The sequence below is a fragment of the Frigoribacterium sp. CFBP9030 genome (assembly GCF_034045195.1).
Classification (GTDB): domain Bacteria; phylum Actinomycetota; class Actinomycetes; order Actinomycetales; family Microbacteriaceae; genus Frigoribacterium.
In genome coordinates this window covers 33079-49591 of the sequence record NZ_JAXCWG010000009.1, presented here as the reverse complement: position 1 = coordinate 49591, position 16513 = coordinate 33079, and the positions used below count along the sequence as shown (strand labels likewise).

The 16513-nt window shown below is 69.2% G+C and carries 15 protein-coding genes; all 15 read right to left on the bottom strand.

Annotation, left to right across the window (positions count from 1 at the left end):
• Window positions 1–24: 24 nt before the first annotated feature.
• The 15 genes from SOM13_RS10855 to SOM13_RS10785 all read right to left on the bottom strand — a co-directional run bounded on the left by SOM13_RS10855 (window position 25) and on the right by SOM13_RS10785 (window position 16509).
• Window positions 25–1089, bottom strand: coding sequence for an ABC transporter permease (locus SOM13_RS10855; protein ID WP_320479727.1), 1065 nt, complete (start codon window positions 1087–1089; stop codon window positions 25–27).
• Window positions 1086–2177 carry an ABC transporter permease gene (locus SOM13_RS10850; RefSeq protein ID WP_320479726.1) on the bottom strand — a complete coding sequence of 364 codons (1092 nt, stop codon included), beginning with the start codon at window positions 2175–2177 and terminating at the stop codon, window positions 1086–1088. Before SOM13_RS10850 ends, SOM13_RS10855 begins: the two co-directional genes overlap by 4 nt.
• Window positions 2174–3748: a sugar ABC transporter ATP-binding protein gene (locus tag SOM13_RS10845; protein WP_320479725.1), complete on the bottom strand. Its 1575-nt coding sequence runs from the start codon at window positions 3746–3748 to the stop codon at window positions 2174–2176. The genes SOM13_RS10850 and SOM13_RS10845 overlap by 4 nt, the downstream gene beginning before the upstream one ends.
• Before the next feature lie 114 nt (window positions 3749–3862).
• Window positions 3863–4846, bottom strand: coding sequence for an ABC transporter substrate-binding protein (locus tag SOM13_RS10840; protein WP_320479724.1), 984 nt, complete (start codon window positions 4844–4846; stop codon window positions 3863–3865).
• Between the two features lie 180 nt (window positions 4847–5026).
• Window positions 5027–6700 (bottom strand): sugar ABC transporter ATP-binding protein, encoded by a 1674-nt coding sequence (locus SOM13_RS10835; RefSeq protein WP_320479723.1) that lies wholly within the window; start codon window positions 6698–6700, stop codon window positions 5027–5029.
• 124 nt (window positions 6701–6824) lie between these two features.
• On the bottom strand, window positions 6825–7802 hold the full coding sequence (locus SOM13_RS10830; protein WP_320479762.1) for a LacI family DNA-binding transcriptional regulator: 978 nt from the start codon (window positions 7800–7802) through the stop codon (window positions 6825–6827).
• 188 nt (window positions 7803–7990) lie between these two features.
• Entirely contained in the window at window positions 7991–10012 is a 2022-nt protein-coding gene (locus tag SOM13_RS10825) for a serine hydrolase domain-containing protein (protein WP_320479722.1), read from the bottom strand.
• Between the two features lie 136 nt (window positions 10013–10148).
• Complete coding sequence (locus SOM13_RS10820) at window positions 10149–10895, bottom strand: TIGR03943 family putative permease subunit (RefSeq protein ID WP_243214275.1); 747 nt, start codon at window positions 10893–10895, stop codon at window positions 10149–10151.
• Window positions 10888–11919: a permease gene (locus SOM13_RS10815; protein WP_320479721.1), complete on the bottom strand. Its 1032-nt coding sequence runs from the start codon at window positions 11917–11919 to the stop codon at window positions 10888–10890. The genes SOM13_RS10820 and SOM13_RS10815 overlap by 8 nt, the downstream gene beginning before the upstream one ends.
• 33 nt (window positions 11920–11952) lie before the next feature.
• Window positions 11953–12600: a DsbA family protein gene (locus tag SOM13_RS10810; RefSeq protein ID WP_243214277.1), complete on the bottom strand. Its 648-nt coding sequence runs from the start codon at window positions 12598–12600 to the stop codon at window positions 11953–11955.
• Between the two features lie 60 nt (window positions 12601–12660).
• Entirely contained in the window at window positions 12661–13341 is a 681-nt protein-coding gene (locus SOM13_RS10805; protein ID WP_192060691.1) for a cation diffusion facilitator family transporter, read from the bottom strand.
• Complete coding sequence (cmtR, locus tag SOM13_RS10800) at window positions 13338–13691, bottom strand: Cd(II)/Pb(II)-sensing metalloregulatory transcriptional regulator CmtR (RefSeq protein WP_192060692.1); 354 nt, start codon at window positions 13689–13691, stop codon at window positions 13338–13340. Before cmtR ends, SOM13_RS10805 begins: the two co-directional genes overlap by 4 nt.
• A 272-nt stretch (window positions 13692–13963) precedes the next feature.
• Complete coding sequence (locus tag SOM13_RS10795; protein ID WP_320479720.1) at window positions 13964–14554, bottom strand: DJ-1/PfpI family protein; 591 nt, start codon at window positions 14552–14554, stop codon at window positions 13964–13966.
• A gap of 147 nt (window positions 14555–14701) precedes the next feature.
• Window positions 14702–15472 carry an ABC transporter ATP-binding protein gene (locus SOM13_RS10790; protein ID WP_192060693.1) on the bottom strand — a complete coding sequence of 257 codons (771 nt, stop codon included), beginning with the start codon at window positions 15470–15472 and terminating at the stop codon, window positions 14702–14704.
• Window positions 15469–16509, bottom strand: coding sequence for a FecCD family ABC transporter permease (locus SOM13_RS10785; protein ID WP_243214279.1), 1041 nt, complete (start codon window positions 16507–16509; stop codon window positions 15469–15471). The genes SOM13_RS10790 and SOM13_RS10785 overlap by 4 nt, the downstream gene beginning before the upstream one ends.
• Between the last annotated feature and the right edge of the window lie 4 nt (window positions 16510–16513).

The window sequence follows — 16513 nt, the reverse complement described above, 5'->3', positions numbered from 1 at the left end:
GTGGGATCGGCTCCGTCGTGGTCATCAGGTCTGCCGACGTCTCGCCATCACAGCGCGCTGCAGGAGAACGAAGACCAGGAGTATCCCACCGGTGATGATGGTGGTCGCCTCGGGCGGGATGCCTCCGTCTCGCGTGATGAGCACGTTCATGAGGCCGAGCACGAGCGCTCCCACGACGGACCCGAGCACGAAGCCGACGCCGCCGGTGAGGAGGGTGCCGCCGATCACCGTGGCGGCGATCGAGTCGAGCTCCCAGCCGATGCCGGTGATGTTCTGGGCGCTCCCGAGCCGGGCCGTGTAGATGACCGAGGCGAGCCCGGCGAGGGAACCGCTGATGACGTAGACCGCGAGCTTGGCGCGGCGGACGGGGAGCCCCATGAGGGCGGCCGACTGCTCGGATCCACCGATCGCGTACACGGTGCGACCCAGACGTGTGCGGTGCAGCACGAAGAACGCGACGGCGACCACCACGAGAGCGATGAGCACCCCAGGAGTCGTCACGACGTCGTTCACCCTCGGACCGTCGACGACCTTCATGTTCGTCGCGAGCGAGCGGATGGGCGACTCGTCGGCGAGTCGCTCGGGCACCGTGCTGAGGATGGAGGCGAGGCCCCGTCCGAGGAACATCATCGCGAGCGTCGCGATGAACGGCTGCACGTCGAAGAACTGGATCAGCACGCCCGAGACGACGCCGGATGCCGTGCCGATGAGGATCATCAGCACCATCACGACCCAGGGGTTCCAGCCGGCGTTCGCGAGCAGTACGCCCGCGACGCTGCTGACCGCGACGATCGCACCGACGGAGAGGTCGATGCCCCCCGTGAGGATCACGAACGTGAGCCCCACGGCCAGGACGATCACATGGGCGTTGTTGATGAGCAGGTTCGACAGGGTCGCGGCCTGCACGATGCGGCCGTATGCGATCTCTCCGTAGGCCAGCATGGCGATCAGGATCACCAGGGCGGCGACCGTCGGCAGGGAATCGAGTCGGAGCCGCATGCGGCGACGCGACTCTAGGGGCCCGTTGCCGGGGCCCGGACCGGGGGTCGGCGTGGGGGTGAGGGGCGGGCGGATCGTCGTGGCGCTCATGCGGACACGGCCTCCTTCTCGGTCGGCACGGAGGTCGGCGCCGGGCGGCGGCGCCTCGTGAACAGGGCGCGGACGCGCCGGGACTGCAACAGCACGATCGCCACGATCACGATCGCCTTGAAGGCGGGCGTCGCCGAGGAGGAGACGCCGAGGAACACGACGGTCTTGTCGAGCGTCGCGATGAGGAGCGCCCCGACGGCGGCTCCGAGCAGGTGGAACTTGCCGCCGGCCAGCGACGTCCCGCCGATGACGACAGCGAGGATGGCGTCGAGCTCGAGCTGGTAACCGGTGCGCGAGACGTCGACCGTCATGACGCTAGACGTGGCGAAGATCCCGGCCACGCCGGCGAGCAGGCCGCTCCCGATGTAGGCGGTGAACAGGAGGGCTCGGCGGTCGAGCCCCGCGAGGCGCGCGGCCTTCGGGTCCATTCCGATCGCCTCGATCATGAGCCCCAGGGCGCTGCGCCGCACGAGGGCGGCGACGCCGAGCGTGATCAGCACCGCCAGCAGGAACACGACGGGTAGTCCGACGAGGTAGCCGTTGGCGACCCAGCGGAAGGGCTCGTTGGCCGCGGCCGTGTTCTGGCCTCCCGTGATGACCTTGGCCAGGCCGCGGCCGGCGAGCATGATCACGAGCGTGCTGATGAACGGCTGCAGCCCCACGACCGAGACGAGCATGCCGTTGACCGCGCCGAGGATCCCGGCGATGAGGAGCGCCAGGCCCATCGCGGCGAGCGCGACGCCGAGGGAGTCGGAGCCTGCCGCCTTCAGGAACTCCATCGAGACGGCACCGGCGACGACCATGATCGAGCCGACGCTCAGGTCGATGCCGCCGGTGGCGACCACGAGGCACATGCCCACCGCGATCATGAGCACGGGGGCAGCGGCCCGGAGGATGTCGACGAGGTTGCCCACGAGGTTGCCCGTGTCCGGGTTGACGGACAGTGCGAGGTAGCCGGGGTCCTTCGCCACGTTGATCGCCAGCAGCAGCACGATCGCGACCGTGCCCCAGACCCAGGGCCGGTGCAGCAGGTCACCGAGCCCGCGGGCACCCAGGCGCCGGGTCACGGTGGTCGTCGGGTCACTCATCGGGTTGCCTCCTCGGGCGTGGTGCGGGGGATGGTCTCGAGGGGGATCTCGGAGACGCCCTCCTCGGCGATGGCGGCGACGATGGACTCGGCGGTGACGTCCGGTCCCGCCGCGAGCTCGGCGATCTTGCGGTGGTCCTTCAGCACGACGATCCGGTCGCTGAGCCGTACGACCTCCTCGAGCTCCGAGGAGATGAACACGACGGCGACTCCCGTGTCGGCGAGGGCGGCGACCTGTTCCTGGATCTCGGCCTTGGCGCCGACGTCGATACCGCGTGTGGGCTCGTCGAGGATCAGCAGCTCCGGCTCGGTCGCCAGCCACCGGCCGAGCAGGACCTTCTGCTGGTTGCCGCCGGAGAGGTTGCGGATGGGTCGATCGGGATCCGCAGGTCGCACGTTGAGCTCGGTGAGATATTTCGTCACCATGCGGTCCTTCTCCTTGGCCGAAAGCGGGCGGGCCCAGCCCCGTTTCGCCTGCACGGCGAGCACGAGGTTCTCGCGGACGCTCAGGTCGCGGATGATCCCCTCGTCGCGACGGTTCTCGCTCGAGAACGCGATGCGGTGCTTCAGGGCCTTCGCAGGGGACGAGATCGCCACGGGGACGCCGTCCATGGTCACGGATCCCGAGTCGGGGCGATCGACTCCGTAGAGGAGACGGGCGAGCTCCGTGCGGCCGGAGCCGAGGAGGCCGGCGACGCCCACGACCTCGCCGCGACGCAGGTCGACGTCCGTCGCGTCGAGCGAGCCCTTGCGGCCGATTCCGGTGGCCCGGTAGACGGGCTCGCCCTCGGCCACCTGTCGGCTCGCCCGGTCCCGGTCGAGGGAGCGGAGGCTCTGCAGGTCCTTGCCGATCATCTCCGAGATGAGTCCGGCACGATCGATGTCCCGCGTGAGGTGCTCGCCCACGAACCTTCCGTTGCGCAGCACGGTGAGTCGGTCGCTGATCGCGAAGACCTGGTCGAGGAAGTGAGAGACGAAGAGGATGGCGACGCCTTCGTCACGAAGGCGTCGCATGACCTGGAAGAGGCCTTCGACCTCGTCCGCGTCGAGGCTGGAGGTCGGCTCGTCGAGGATCAGCACCTTCGCCTCGACGACCGTGGCGCGACTGATCGCGACGAGCTGCTGGAGGGCGAGGCTGAGCGACGAGAGGGGGGTGCGCGCGTCCAGGTGACCGAGCCCCACACGCGCCAGGACCTCGGAGGCGGCGGCGTGCGTTCCCTTCCAGTCGATGCCGAACCGGCCGCGCTTCTCGTGGCCGAGCATGACGTTCTCACCGATGGTGAGGTTGCTGCACAGGTTGACCTCCTGGTAGACCGTCGAGATCCCCGCAGCCTGCGCGTCCGCGGTGCCGGAGAGACGACGTTCGAGGCCATCGACGACGACGCGTCCGGAATCGATGCCGTAGACGCCCGTGAGCGCCTTGATGAGCGTCGACTTACCGGCGCCGTTCTCCCCCATGAGCGTGTGGACCTCGCCGGGGTAGAGACGGAGGTCGACCCCGTCGAGGGCTTTGACCCCGGGAAAAGCGATGGTGATGGCTTGCATCTCGACGATGGGGCCGGGTGCCTTCATGCGTGTGACTCCTTGTCTGCCGACTGCCCATCCGCCCGCTGCCGTGGCAGCGGGCGGATGGGGCGGCGAGGCGGACTCGTCTGCCTCGCCGCCGGGTGTGGCCGTGCGAACGGATCAGAACTTGCGGTCGGGAAGTGCCGCGGTGGCCGCCTCGGGCGAGTCGAACGTGGCCGACTCGACGACGATCGACGAGTCGACGGTCTCTCCGTCGAGCAGCTTCTGCACGGCGTCGAGTGCGGTGTCGCCGAAGAGGGGGTTGTACTCGGCGACGAAGCTGAGCTTGGACTCGGACAACGCCTCGAGGGCGCTCTTCGTGCCGTCGATGGTGGCGATCTTGACGTCCTCGCCGGGCGTGAGACCCGCCTCCTCGACCGCCTGCACGGCGCCGAGTCCCATCTCGTCGTTCTGGGCGAAGACCATCTGGACGTCGTTGCCGTTCGACTTCAGCACCGTCTCGAAGACGCTCTTGGCCTCTTCGGTCGACCAGTTGGCCGTCTGCGCGCCGATCTCCGTGAAGGCGCTGTCGGCGCCGATCACCTCGTCCCAACCTTTGTTGCGCTCGTTCACGACCGAGACGCCCGCCGGGCCCTCGAGGGTGAAGTACTTCCCACCCTCGGGAAGCGCGGCCTTGGCCCACTCGGCGACGGACTCGCTGACGGCGATGTTGTCGGGTGCGATCCGGGTCGCGTAGAGCGAGGTGTCGTCCGGCTCGATGCCACGGTCGATGAGGACGACGGGGATCTCGGCCTCCTTCGCCCGCTCGAGCGAGTCCTCCCAGCCGGAGCCCTCGGTGGCCGAGAGCAGGATCACGTCGACCCCCTCGTCCACGAACGACGTGAACGCGTCGATCTGCGACTTCTGGTCGTTGTTGGTCGCCGGGGCGTACTTGAGATCGAACCCGGCTTCCTTCGTGAAGGTGTCCTGGATGTTCGTCTCGTTGGCCTGGCGCCAGGCGCCCTCGGGGCCGACCGCGACGAAGCCGACCGTCGCCAGGTCGTCACCGCCGTCCGTCGACCCTGTGCCGGAACTGCAGGCTGCGAGACCGAGGGCGATGGCCCCTGCGGCGGCGATGGTGGCGATGCGCCTCTTCGTGGACATGGATCTCCTCCTTGAGATGCGACCGGACGTCTACGTCCGGTCGTGGCCATGGGGCCGTTCGTGCTGCGTGGGCTCGGGTGCTTCCGCTTGTCGGGAATGTTACCGGTAACAGTCCTGAGAAGACAAGGGCTTCGAGAAACATCCGGCTGACGGTGGACTGCGGCGTCAGCCCCAGCGGCGCTACGGCCTCAGCCGCAGGAGTGGTGCGTCGGGCCGCGCCGGAGGGAAGTCGTCCTCGTCGTCCTCGTCGTCCGGGGCGGCGATGAGCTCGACGAGCGTGTCGACCGTGACGCCGGGCCCGTTGCTCAGCTCGCCGATCTTCTCCCGGTCCTTGAGGACGACGATCCGGTCGCTCACACGCACGAGCTCGTCGAATGCGCTCGAGATGAACACGACGGCGACGCCCTCGAGCGCGAGCTGCGCGATGTGCGCCTGGATGTCGACCTTGGCGCCGATGTCGACGCCGCGGGTCGGCTCGTCGAGGATCAGCACGCGCGGCCGGATCGCCAGCCAACGAGCGAGGAGCACCTTCTGCTGGTTGCCGCCCGAGAGCTCGCCGGCCAGCGTCCCCGGGTCGACCGGCGTGATGTCGAAGTGTTCGATGTGCCGCTCGACGAGGTCCTCGCGCTCGGCCTTGGAGAGCGGGTGCGCCCACCCACGCAGAGCTTGCAGCGCGAGGACGATGTTCTCCCGCACGCTGAGCTCGTTGATGAGCCCCTCCGCCCCTCGGTCCTCGGCGGACAGCGCCACCCGGTTCCGTAGCGCGTCCGCAGGGCGGTCGATCACGACGGCCCGGCCGCCGAGCGTGACCACGCCGCCGTCGGCTCGGTCGGCGCCGGCCAGCAGGCGCGCGAGCTCGGTTCGCCCGGAGCCGCGAAGCCCCGCGATGCCGACCACTTCGCCCGCGTGCAGCTCGAAGTCGACCGGCCGCAGCATCCCGCGGCGTCCTACACCGGTGGCCCGGTACAGCGGCGGGCCGACCGGATCCACACGATGGGCGCGGCGCTCCGACCCGATGCGTTGCAGGTGCGCGATGTCCTTGCCGATCATCCGCGCAACCAGTTCGGCGCGGCCGATCTCGTGCGGCAGGTAGTCGCCCTTCTTCACACCGCCGCGAAGGATCGTCATCCGGTCACTGAGTGCCAGCACCTGCTCGAGGAAGTGCGAGACGAAGAGGATGGCCACACCCTGGTCACGGAGGCGGCGGATCACCTCGAAGAGCTGTGCGACATCGACGGCATCGAGGCTCGACGTGGGCTCGTCCAGCACGAGCACCCGTGGTCGGTCGACCATGGCGCGGGCGATGGAGACGAGCTGGCGGCTGGCGGGAGTGAGGTCCGCCAGCAGGGCTCGCGGGTCCAGCTCGGCCAGTCCGAGCTCGGCCAGCATCGTGGCGGCGCGTTCATGCGTCGCACGCCAGGAGATGCCGACGCGACCGTGCACCTCGTGGCCCAGCATCACGTTCTCGCCGACGCTCAAGTTCTCGACCAGGTGCGATTCCTGGAATGCGGCCTGGATGCCGAGGGCCCGCGCGTCGGCCGGACCGCCGAGACGGACGGGCTCGCCGTCCACGAGGACCTCCCCTGCTTCGATCGGGTACACGCCGAGCAGCGCCTTGATGAGCGTGGACTTCCCCGCTCCGTTCTCGCCGAGGAGAGCGTGCACCTCGCCCGAGTGGAGGTCGAGGTCGACCCCGTCGAGCGCGACGCCGTTCGAGAAGGCGACGGTGATCCCCCGCATCTGCACCGTGGGGTGGGCAGGTCCGTCCCGCCGGTCACCGTGACCGGACCAGGTCGGGCCGGCGGCCTGAGAGCCGATCGGGCGCATCGTCGTCGATGCCCGTACGTGACGCACGTGGTGCTCCTCGGGTCGGAGGCCTCGACGGCCTCGTGCCGGGCGGTGCCCGACGTGCACGACTGTAGCTGTCGTGATGCACGCGGACGAATGACGACGAGCCGGATTACCTCAGATGGCCATCTCAGTCGAGCCGGCGCGCAGCCGCGCTGGAGTCACGCACCACGAGCTCGGCGGGGATCCGGCTGTTCTGCGGGATCTCGCGGCCCTCGATCGCTGCGATGAGGACGTCCACCACGAGCGACCCGAGCGCCGGGAAGTCCTGCCGCACGGTCGTGAGCGGCGGGAGGAAGTGGCGCGAGACGGGCAGGTCGTCGAAGCCGACGACGCTCAGGTCCTCCGGCACGCGGATGCCGCGGTCGTGGAGGCCGTGGATCACCCCGAGCGCCATCTCGTCATTGGCGACGAACACGGCGGTGTACTCCGGAACTCCGGCCAGTCCGCGTGCGTAGTCGTAGCCGAAGTCGCTCGACCAGTCACCGATGACGATGGGCCGCTCGTGCATGCCCCAGGCCCGGGTGCGCGTATGGAAGGCACGCTCGCGAGCGCGTGCGTCGAACCAGTCGAGTGGCCCTGAGAGATGGAGGACGTCGCGGTGACCCAGCGACGCGAGGTGATCGACGGCCAGCTTCGTGCCGGCAGCCTGGTCGACGGAGACCGTGAGGAAGGCCGGGTCCTTCTCGGCCTTGACGACCAGGGTCGGCAGCCCCGTCGTGATGGTCCGGAGCACGGCCACGGACGACGAGCGCGGAGCGACCACGCAGAGTGCGTCGATGCCCTGGCCTGTGAGGTGGCGCACGGCCTCCTCGGGCGTCGCCGAGTCGTCGCGGAGCGCGAACGACGCCACGGAGTACCCGCCGTCGCGTGCCGATCGCTCGATGGCCCGCAGGATGCTCGACGGACCGAACTCGACGGCGCTCTCGATCAGCACGCCGATCCGGAGGGCTCGCTGGGTCACGAGCTCGCGCGCGGCGCTGTTGGGCCGGAAGTCGAGCTCGGCGACGACCTCGAGCACGCGCTGGCGCGTGGACTCCTTGACCTGCGGGTGACCATTGAGTACGCGGGACACGGTCATGTGCGACACACCGGCACGCTCTGCCACCTCGCGAAGACCGAGACGTTCACCGCCGCCTCTGACGCTCACCCGGACTCCATCCTGCACGCTTCGCAACGCAGCTCGGCGTCATCTGCGCCGGAGTGGAGGTTCTGGATGGCGCCCGTCCATCTTAGGCGGGGCCCTTCACCGACAACGGGACATCGATCCGGTCGTGGAGGCACAGATCGCGCAGGTCAGTAGGAGATGTCAGGGAGCAGCAGGCCACCGGTGACGGCGGCGTACCCGAGCCCCGTGAACGCGAGGACCAGCAGCGCCTGACCGGCGACGGCGACGAGCTTCCGGAGGCGTGGAGGCGCTCCGCCCCCGGCGACCCGCTGAGCAGGCGCGCGCCTGACCCGCCCGACGAGTACGACCACCGCAGGCAGCACCCCGGCCACGGCGACGGCCGTCAGGACCTGCGCCGTCCGCAGCACGAACGCAGCGGGCGGTCCGGCGTCGCTGAGGAGGGCGGACGCGACCGTGGCCCAGAGCACGCCGGCGACCACGAGTGCCAGCAGGGCGACGGCGACCCCGACTCGACCGATCGTCTCCGCACGCGACTCGACGGACCCCGTCACGCACCTCCCGGACCAGATCCGGCGTCCCGCTGCGACGATGGTGCCCAGCAGAGTCAGCACCAGCACGGACAGCGACGCGACGAGGACGAGGGGCAACACCTGCCGCGTCGCCGGCATCGGCTGCAGGGTGAACGCCGGGTTCAGCCCGACGGCCTGGACGGCACCGTCGACCTGGTCGACGGCGACCCTGCGGTCGCCGTCGATCTCCTGCCAGACCCACGGCTCGACCTCCACCAGCTCGACCGGCGCCCCCGACGTGTCCGTGAGGGCCGAGATCAGGACGGAGTCGCCGGTACCTCGGGAGATGTCTACAGGTGACAGGGCGTAGAAGAGCCGGACGAAGGTCGACTCCGCACGCCTGGACACCTGGTAGCTGCCCGCCAGGGCGTCCGCATGGTCGCCGGCGGTCGCCGTGGCCGTCACGGCCGTCGCCTCCGCAGCGTCGGAGGGGAACCACCGGTCGGCGAAGCCGTCCACGAGGGCGTCCCGCACGGCAGTCGTGGCGTCGCCCCGAGCGCCCGTGCTGTTGAGGGAGACGTAGATGCCCGCGTCGTCGTCGGGCCAGAGGTCCATCTGGGCGTGGAAGGCCGTGAGGTCACCGCCGTGCCCGAGGACCCGGCGACCGTTCCGGTCCTCCTCGAAGAGGCCGAGCGTCATGCGAGGCCCCGCAGCGAGACCGCCCAGGTCGTCACGCCCGAGCGCGGGGGCGTGCATCTCCGTCAGGGTCTCGGGCTTCAGCATCCCGTCCGCGTGTCCGAGCTGGGCGAGCATGAAGGCGCTCATGTCCGACGCCGTCGCCGAGATCGCACCGGCCGGTGCCGGCGAGACGATCTCGAAGGGCACAGCTGCTGCCCCGGCTGCATCCCAGCCCCCCGAGACCAGGGCCGCGTCGTCGGCGGTCAGGGGCTGGTCGAGCGTCGCGGTCGTCATGCCGGCCGGGTCGAAGACCCGCTCCTGCACGAGATCGGACCACGGACGCCCCGTGGCCTGTTCTGCGACGTACGCCGCGACTCCGTTCGACCAGTTCGAGTAGGCAGGCGTCGTGCCGGGCTCGTAGATCTGCTCGGGCGGCTCGACGGACACGGCATCCCGCAGCGTCGTCGGGCCCTGCCCCGGTCCTGCGATGACCCCGGCCAACTCGTCCTCGAAGCCCGCGGTGTGGCTCAGCAGATGTCGGAGGGTGACCGGACGGTCGAAGGCCCTGGGCAGTGTGACGTCGAGGCGGTCCTGGACGGGGTCGTCGAGGTCGAGGACGCCCTCCTCGACGAGCGACATGACGACGGTCGCCGTGATGACCTTCGAGATCGACCCGATCCGGAAGAGCGTCCGGTCGGGGTCGACGGGACGTCGGTCCGCCCGCTCGTCACCGAGGTCGGACCAGCCCCAGCCCCGTTCGGTGACGACCTCGCCGTCGGCGACGATCGAGACGGTCGCGCCGACGATGCCCTCCCTCTCCAGGGCGGCCGGGACGAACCCGTCGAGCCAGGCATTCGCCTCGGCGGTCGTCAGCTCGGAGGCGCCTCCCCCGAGGCCCGGGACGACGGAGGCGCGAGGCGCGGTGGCACAGGAGGCCACGAGCAGGCAGGCCAGCAGCGTCGAGACCACGCCTCCTGCGGTCCTGAGGCTGGCGTTCGTCACGGGCGTCCTCCTGGGGCGCGAGCGAGGGCGGACCGGGCGTCGCACCTCGACGACCATATCGGTCCGCGACGAAACCTCACATGCTGGCTCGTGGTCGTCTGGCCGTGCTGGTCGCGTGCGCGATCTCGAGTCGTTTCTAGTTGTAGATGTAGGGATCGTCGGGCTGGGCGGCGTTCCTCACGGAGTCAGCCGTCACGGCGATGCCTTGAGCACTGCTCGTGCTGGCGTTCACCGCGAACTCGCCCTCGAGGTCGATCCACTCGTCGGCGTCGTAGGTGTCGTCCCAGTTGGGCATGTAGACGGGGACGCCGACGGCTTGGGCGTCGATGGCGCAGTGGCTGATGTAGAACCGCGACACGTAGAACACGTTGCCGGGGTCGTCTCCGTCGGGGGTGATGAACCCCGTGGCCTGAACGGTTTTGCCTTCGTAGAAGCCGATGTCGCTGGTCTGCCTGAGGAGGGATGCCCAGTCGAGTAGTGAGAGGTTCGCGGTCGAGGCGTCGGGTTCGGATTGCTCGTCGAGGGTCGTGGTGTCCCCGAGCGGGGCTGTGCTGTTGACGTCGCGCTGCGCCGCCGTGGCGGAGGTCAAGGTCGCCGGCGGCAGGAGGACCATCGCTGCGGTCACGAGTGCCGCGACCGTGCCGCCGATGCCTGCAGTGACGCGGCCGAGCGTCCGCGGCCGCGCCTCGGCGTGGTGATGGACGGTGACGCGCATGGCGCTGACGAGGACGGCGGCGAGGCCGAGGGTCGACATGACGACCGCGAAGATCGCGTGCTTGGGGGCGACGTAGAGCTCGAGCTGTCCGGTGGCGGCGAGCCACAGGGTCGAGGCGGACATGACGCCGATGAGGGCGAGGCCTTGGTAGCGCTTGAGGTCAGGCATGGAAATTCACCATGAATCCGATCGTGGCGCTCATGAGAGCCACGACTGTCGTGATCTGGACGAGGGTCGTGGTCGTGAAGGTGGTCCGCATCATGGCGAGCATCTTGATGTCGACGATGGGGCCGAACAGCAGGAACGCGACGATCCCACCGGGCATGAACGTCGAGGCGAACGGGAGGATGAAGAACGCGTCGATGTTCGAGCAGATCGAGATGACGAACGCGAGGGCCATCAGCGCCAGAACCGACCAGACGGGGTTGCTGCCGAGCGTCACCAGCACGGAGCGGGGAACGGCGACCTGGACGAGGCCGGCGATGAATGCTCCGAGGACCAGGGCCGGCATCACGGCGGCTGCTTCGCGGGCGAAGAGGTCCCGGCTCTCCTGCCAGCGGGATCCGCTGTGGTCGTGGTCGTCCGTGGCGGGGAGGGCGCACTCCGCGGCGAACTTCTCCGTGAGCAGCTTCTCGGGGGTCGGGTGCTGGCTGAACAGCCAGCCGACGAGGTTCGCGATCAGGAACCCACCGACGATCCGGGAGACCAGGATGCCGTCGGTGAAGCCGAACACCTGGTAGGTGGTGAGGATCGTGACCGGGTTCACGATCGGCGCGGCGACGAGGAACGTCATGGCCTCCGGGACCGAGAACCCCTTCGCGATGAGGCCGCGCGAGAGGGGCACGTTGCCGCACTCGCAGACGGGCAGGAGCACACCGAGGACGGAGATCACGACCCGCCGGGCTGCCGTGTTCCGAGGAAGGACCTTCACGATCCACCGGTCGGGGATCCAGACCTGCACGAGGACAGAGATGAGGATGCCGAGGATCACGAACCCGAGGGACTCGATCATCACGCTGACGGTCAGGGTGATGAGGTCCTGTGTGGCGTTGGGCAGGTCGACGAGGGCGATGTCTCCCGTGAGCGTGCGGACGAGGAACACTGCAGCGAGCACGCCGGCAGCGACGAGGAGCCCGATGCGCTGAGCACGGCGGGCGACCTTGGGCCGTGTCCGTGTGAGCAGGTTGGTCATGGGCCAGCCTCCTCTGTACCGGGCGCCGCGCCGTTAGTTCTGGTCAACGGCGTCTTGGACAGCTTGCCTCAGCTCGTCCGGAGTCGACAGCTCGATCGGCTCGTCACCCAGGAAGATCGTCGGCGTCGCCTCGACCCCGAGCGCCATGCCGGCGTCGAAGTCCTGCTGCACCCGCGCCTCCGTCGACGGATCGCCGACTGCGTGGTCGTACTGGCCCATGTCGAGCCCCAGGTCCTCCGCGTAGCTGCGGAACACGTCGGCCTTCGACTCCTGCTGCTCGCCCCACTCAGCCTGGGTATCGAACATCCGCTGGTACATCGCCTCGAACTGACCCTGCTCGGCTGCTGCCTCGACGGCGATCGCAGCGTTCATGGAGTTCTCGTGTCCGGGCAGCGGGAAGTACCGGGTGACGAAGGTCACTTCGCCCGCGTGCGTCTCGCGCAGCTCCTCGACGACGGGGTGCACCGCAGCACAGACCTCGCACTCGAAGTCGAGGAACTCGGTGAACACCACCGACCCGTCGGGGGCGGTGTCGAGACGGTGGCTGTTCTCCGCGACGACGGTCACCTCAACCGGGTCGGCCTGCGGTGCGGCCGGTCTGACCAGGACGACGGCCGCGACCGCCGATGCCGCGGCGAGGGCGCCGATCAAGGCGAGGTTGATCTTCGTGGTGCGCTTCATGGTTCTCCTGGCGGTCGCGGCACGGACGTCGTGCCGTCAGGGGGGGAGGTGGTGGCTAGGTCAGCAGCAGTCGCAGGGCTCGACCTGACGCTCGCCCGTCAGAGCCGACACGGGCGTCTTGCACGCGTCGCCGCGCCACGCCTCGAGTCCTTCCCGCACGGCGAACACGACGATGACGAGCCCGGCTACCGGATCAGCCCATGTCCACCCGAACGCGAGATTGAGCACGAGGCCGACGAGGACGGCCGCCGACAGGTACGAGCAGATGAGCGTCTGCTTTGAGTCCGCCACGGCCGACGCCGAGCCCAGCTCGGTGCCGGTGCGGCGCTCGACCAGGCTGAGGAACGGCATGATCGCGAGGCTCACCGCGGCGAGAACGATGCCGACCGGGGAGTGGTCGGGCTCACGGAGACCCGTGAGTGACAGCACTGCGTCGACCGTGACGTAGGCGGCCAGGCCGAAGAACGACACGGCGATGACGCGCAGCGCGACCCGTTCCCGCTTCTCCGGGTCGGGGGCGGCGAACTGCCATGCGATCGCGGCTGCCGACAGCACCTCCACGATCGAGTCGAGGCCGAATCCGATCAGGGCGGTCGAGGAGGCGACGGTGCCGGCGGCGATCGCGACGATCGCCTCGATAACGTTATAGGTGATCGCGACGGCGACGATGATCCGGATGCGACGCTGTAGGAGCAGACGGCGGGCGGGAGCGAGCAGGGCGGGAAGAGTCGTCGTGCTCATGCGCCGGTCCCGCAGCAGAGGGGGACGTCGCAGGCGTCGTCGGTGCAGGGCTCCCCGTCGTCGACGGCGAGCACGACGTCGACCAGGGCCGTCAACGCCTTCGTGAGGTGAGCATCGGCGATCTCGTAGCGGGTCGATCGCCCCTCGGGCACGGCGACGACGATGCCGCAGCCACGGAGGCAGGAGAGGTGGTTCGACACGTTGGACCGGGTGAGTTCGAGCTGATCGGCGAGTGCGCCTGGGTAGCCGGGTTCATCGAGCAGGTGCAGCAGGATGCGCGATCGGGTCGGATCGGCCATGGCGCGCCCGAGGCGGTTCATGACATCGGCCCGCGTCGAAAGGGTCAGCATATGCTGACTATACAGCCAATACTGACGAGTTGGTCTGGGGCGCCACTCAAGTCAATTGGGCCTTCGAGCGCCGGACACACTGCTCTTCGGCAGTCGTCCTGCACGAGAATGGCCAGTCATCTGATCCCCCAGGACGGAGACCTCGAAAGCGAGCTCGAGCCTCATGGGCTTCGTGACGGACTGCGTCCAGGTGACGCGGGCGCCCTCGTCGCCGCCCTCGACGCGAAGGTCCCGCAAGGGCACCTCCTCCGACTTGCCTGAAGCCCTTCCCCTCACCGTTCCGTCATCGACAGAGAAGACCAGCACGGCTCGCATGGTCCCGATGGGTGTTCGCATCGAGATGTCCCATGTGCCGGTGACGCGGCCGATGGAAGCGCCACACGGGTCGTCGGAAATCGGCGCGGTCGGGGCCGTCCCAGCGCGAGCGCCTCAGGTCCGCGCGCGGCCCAGACGATGCCCCGGCGCTCGTACCCGAACAGCTTTTCGACTGCAAGGGCGATGCGGGGCCCGAACTCCCGCTCCAGCAGGTAAAGAGCGAGGTCGAGGCCAGACGTCACACCTCCGGCACTGACCAGGTCGCCGTCGTCCACGACGCGAGCTCTGACCACGGTCGTCCCGGTCGCCTCGAGGACGTTGTTGCCCTGGGTGTGCGTGACTGCCGTCCTCCCTTCGAGGAGGCCAGCCATGCCGAGCGCGAGGCCACCGACGCAGATGATGGCAACGAGTGTGTCGGGGGCCGCCAGGGCTCGACGCATGAGGTCGGGCAAAGCAGTCTCGCCGAGGCCGGCGAGGATGACGGGGATGGTCCTGACCATGTCCGGATCCCCGACGGTGGGTCCTGACGCTCCGGGCAGGATCACCATGCCAAGTGCTTCTGGTCCAGGACGTGGCTGGCCGTGAGCGTCATCCCTCGGGTGCCGCTGACGACGGATCCCGGTTCGTCGAGGGCGACCAGCCTGGGGAAATGAGCTCTGCCGCTCTCGTGACGTGGTCCTGGTGTGTCCCGTCTGTCATCGGCCTATCGGCGCCGTCACGAGGTGCGGGCGCCCGGTCAACGGGTGCTCGATGATCGCCGAACGGCAGCCGAAGACCTCTTCCGTGAGCCTTGAGGTGAGCACCTGAACGGGGTGTCCGGAGGCGCGGATGCGCCCTTCGTGCACGACGAACAGATGATCGGCGTGGGCGACGGCGTGGTCAAGGTCGTGCAGCACGACGACCCTGGTCAGGTCGACATCCTCGAGGAGGGCGAGCAGGTCGTGCTGCGCCCGGACGTCGAGGTGGTTGGTGGGTTCGTCGAGCAGCAGCACAGGCGCGTCCTGGGCCAGGGCCCTTGCGAGGAGCACTCTCTGACGCTCACCACCGGAGAGCGTCAGATAGCGACGCTCGAGGAGGTGCACGGCACCGCATCTCTCGAGGGACAGCCGCATGATCTCGCGATCCGCCGCGGACTCCACGGCGAACCATCTCTGGTGCGCATGGCGTCCGGTGGCGATCACGTCTCGGACGAGAAGGCTGTCGTTCGTCGTCTGGTGCTGGGTGACGACTGCGCGAAGTCGTGCGGCGTGGCGAGGCGTGATCGTCGAGACGTCGGTGTCACCGATGAGGATGCTCCCCGAATCGGGCTGGAGGGCTCGATACATCGCGCGGAGGAGGGTCGACTTCCCCGAGCCGTTCGGGCCCACGATCGCGACGAACGAGCCCTCCTCCACCTCGAGACTCAGGTCGTCGATGAACGGGCGTCCGCCCAGGCTGATGGTGACGTGGTCGAGGGAGACCCTCATGCTCGCTTCCCCTCGGAGTTCATCAGCCAGAGGAAGAAGGGGCCGCCGATGAGGGCGGTGAACACGGTGAGCGGGTATTCGTTCGGGCTGCCGACGGTGCGTGCGACGAGATCGACGAGGATGAGGAACAGAGCCCCCGCTATTGCTGAGACCGGCAGCAGGCGCCTGTGGTCTGACCCGACGAGCAGCCGCATCGCGTGCGGGATGATGAGGCCGACGAAGCCCACTCCCCCGGCCACGCTCACCGCCACCGCGGTGAGGACTGCCGAGACCAGCAGCAGCCCGAGTCGGGTGCGCCGCAGGTCGACGCCGACTGCGGTGGCGTCGTCGTCGCCGAGTGCGAGAGCGTTCAGGCCTCGCGACTGAGCGAGCAACCACGCCCCCGCGACGACGAGGACCACCGCGGGCAGGACCAAGGCCGACCACCGTGCCCCGGCGACGCTCCCCATCATCCAGAACAGGATGCCTCGCAGCTCACCGGGATCCGCGTGGAGCTGGACGAAGCTCGTGCCGGCCATGGCGACGTAGCCCAGGGCGACCCCCGACAGCACGAGCCTCATGTCGGTGAACGAGCCAGACCGCTGCGCGAACGCGAAGACCAGTCCGAGCAGCCCGATCGCCCCGACGAAGGCGGCGACGGAGGTCGTGACGCCCAGCAGGGCGGCCGACCCGAAGGCCATCACCAGGACGGCCCCGAAGGAGGCGCCCGAAGACACCCCGATGATGTACGGGTCCGCCAGGGGGTTGCGGAGCAGCCCCTGGAGAGCTGCCCCCGCGAGGGCGAAGGATGCCCCGACGATCCCGGCTAGGACGACCCGGGGAGCTCGCAGCTCCCAGATGATCCTCTGGTCGAGGGGATCGATCGAGCCCCTGTCCCCGCTGAGGTTGCCGACGACGGTCCGCACGACCGCCTCGGGGCTCACGGAGACGCTGCCGATCGAGACCGCCACGACGGCGACGACGGTCGTCGCGGCGGCCAGGACGACCATCCACGCGAGCAGCGAGCCCCGTCGCGTCGGCGACGCACGAACTTCCACGAAC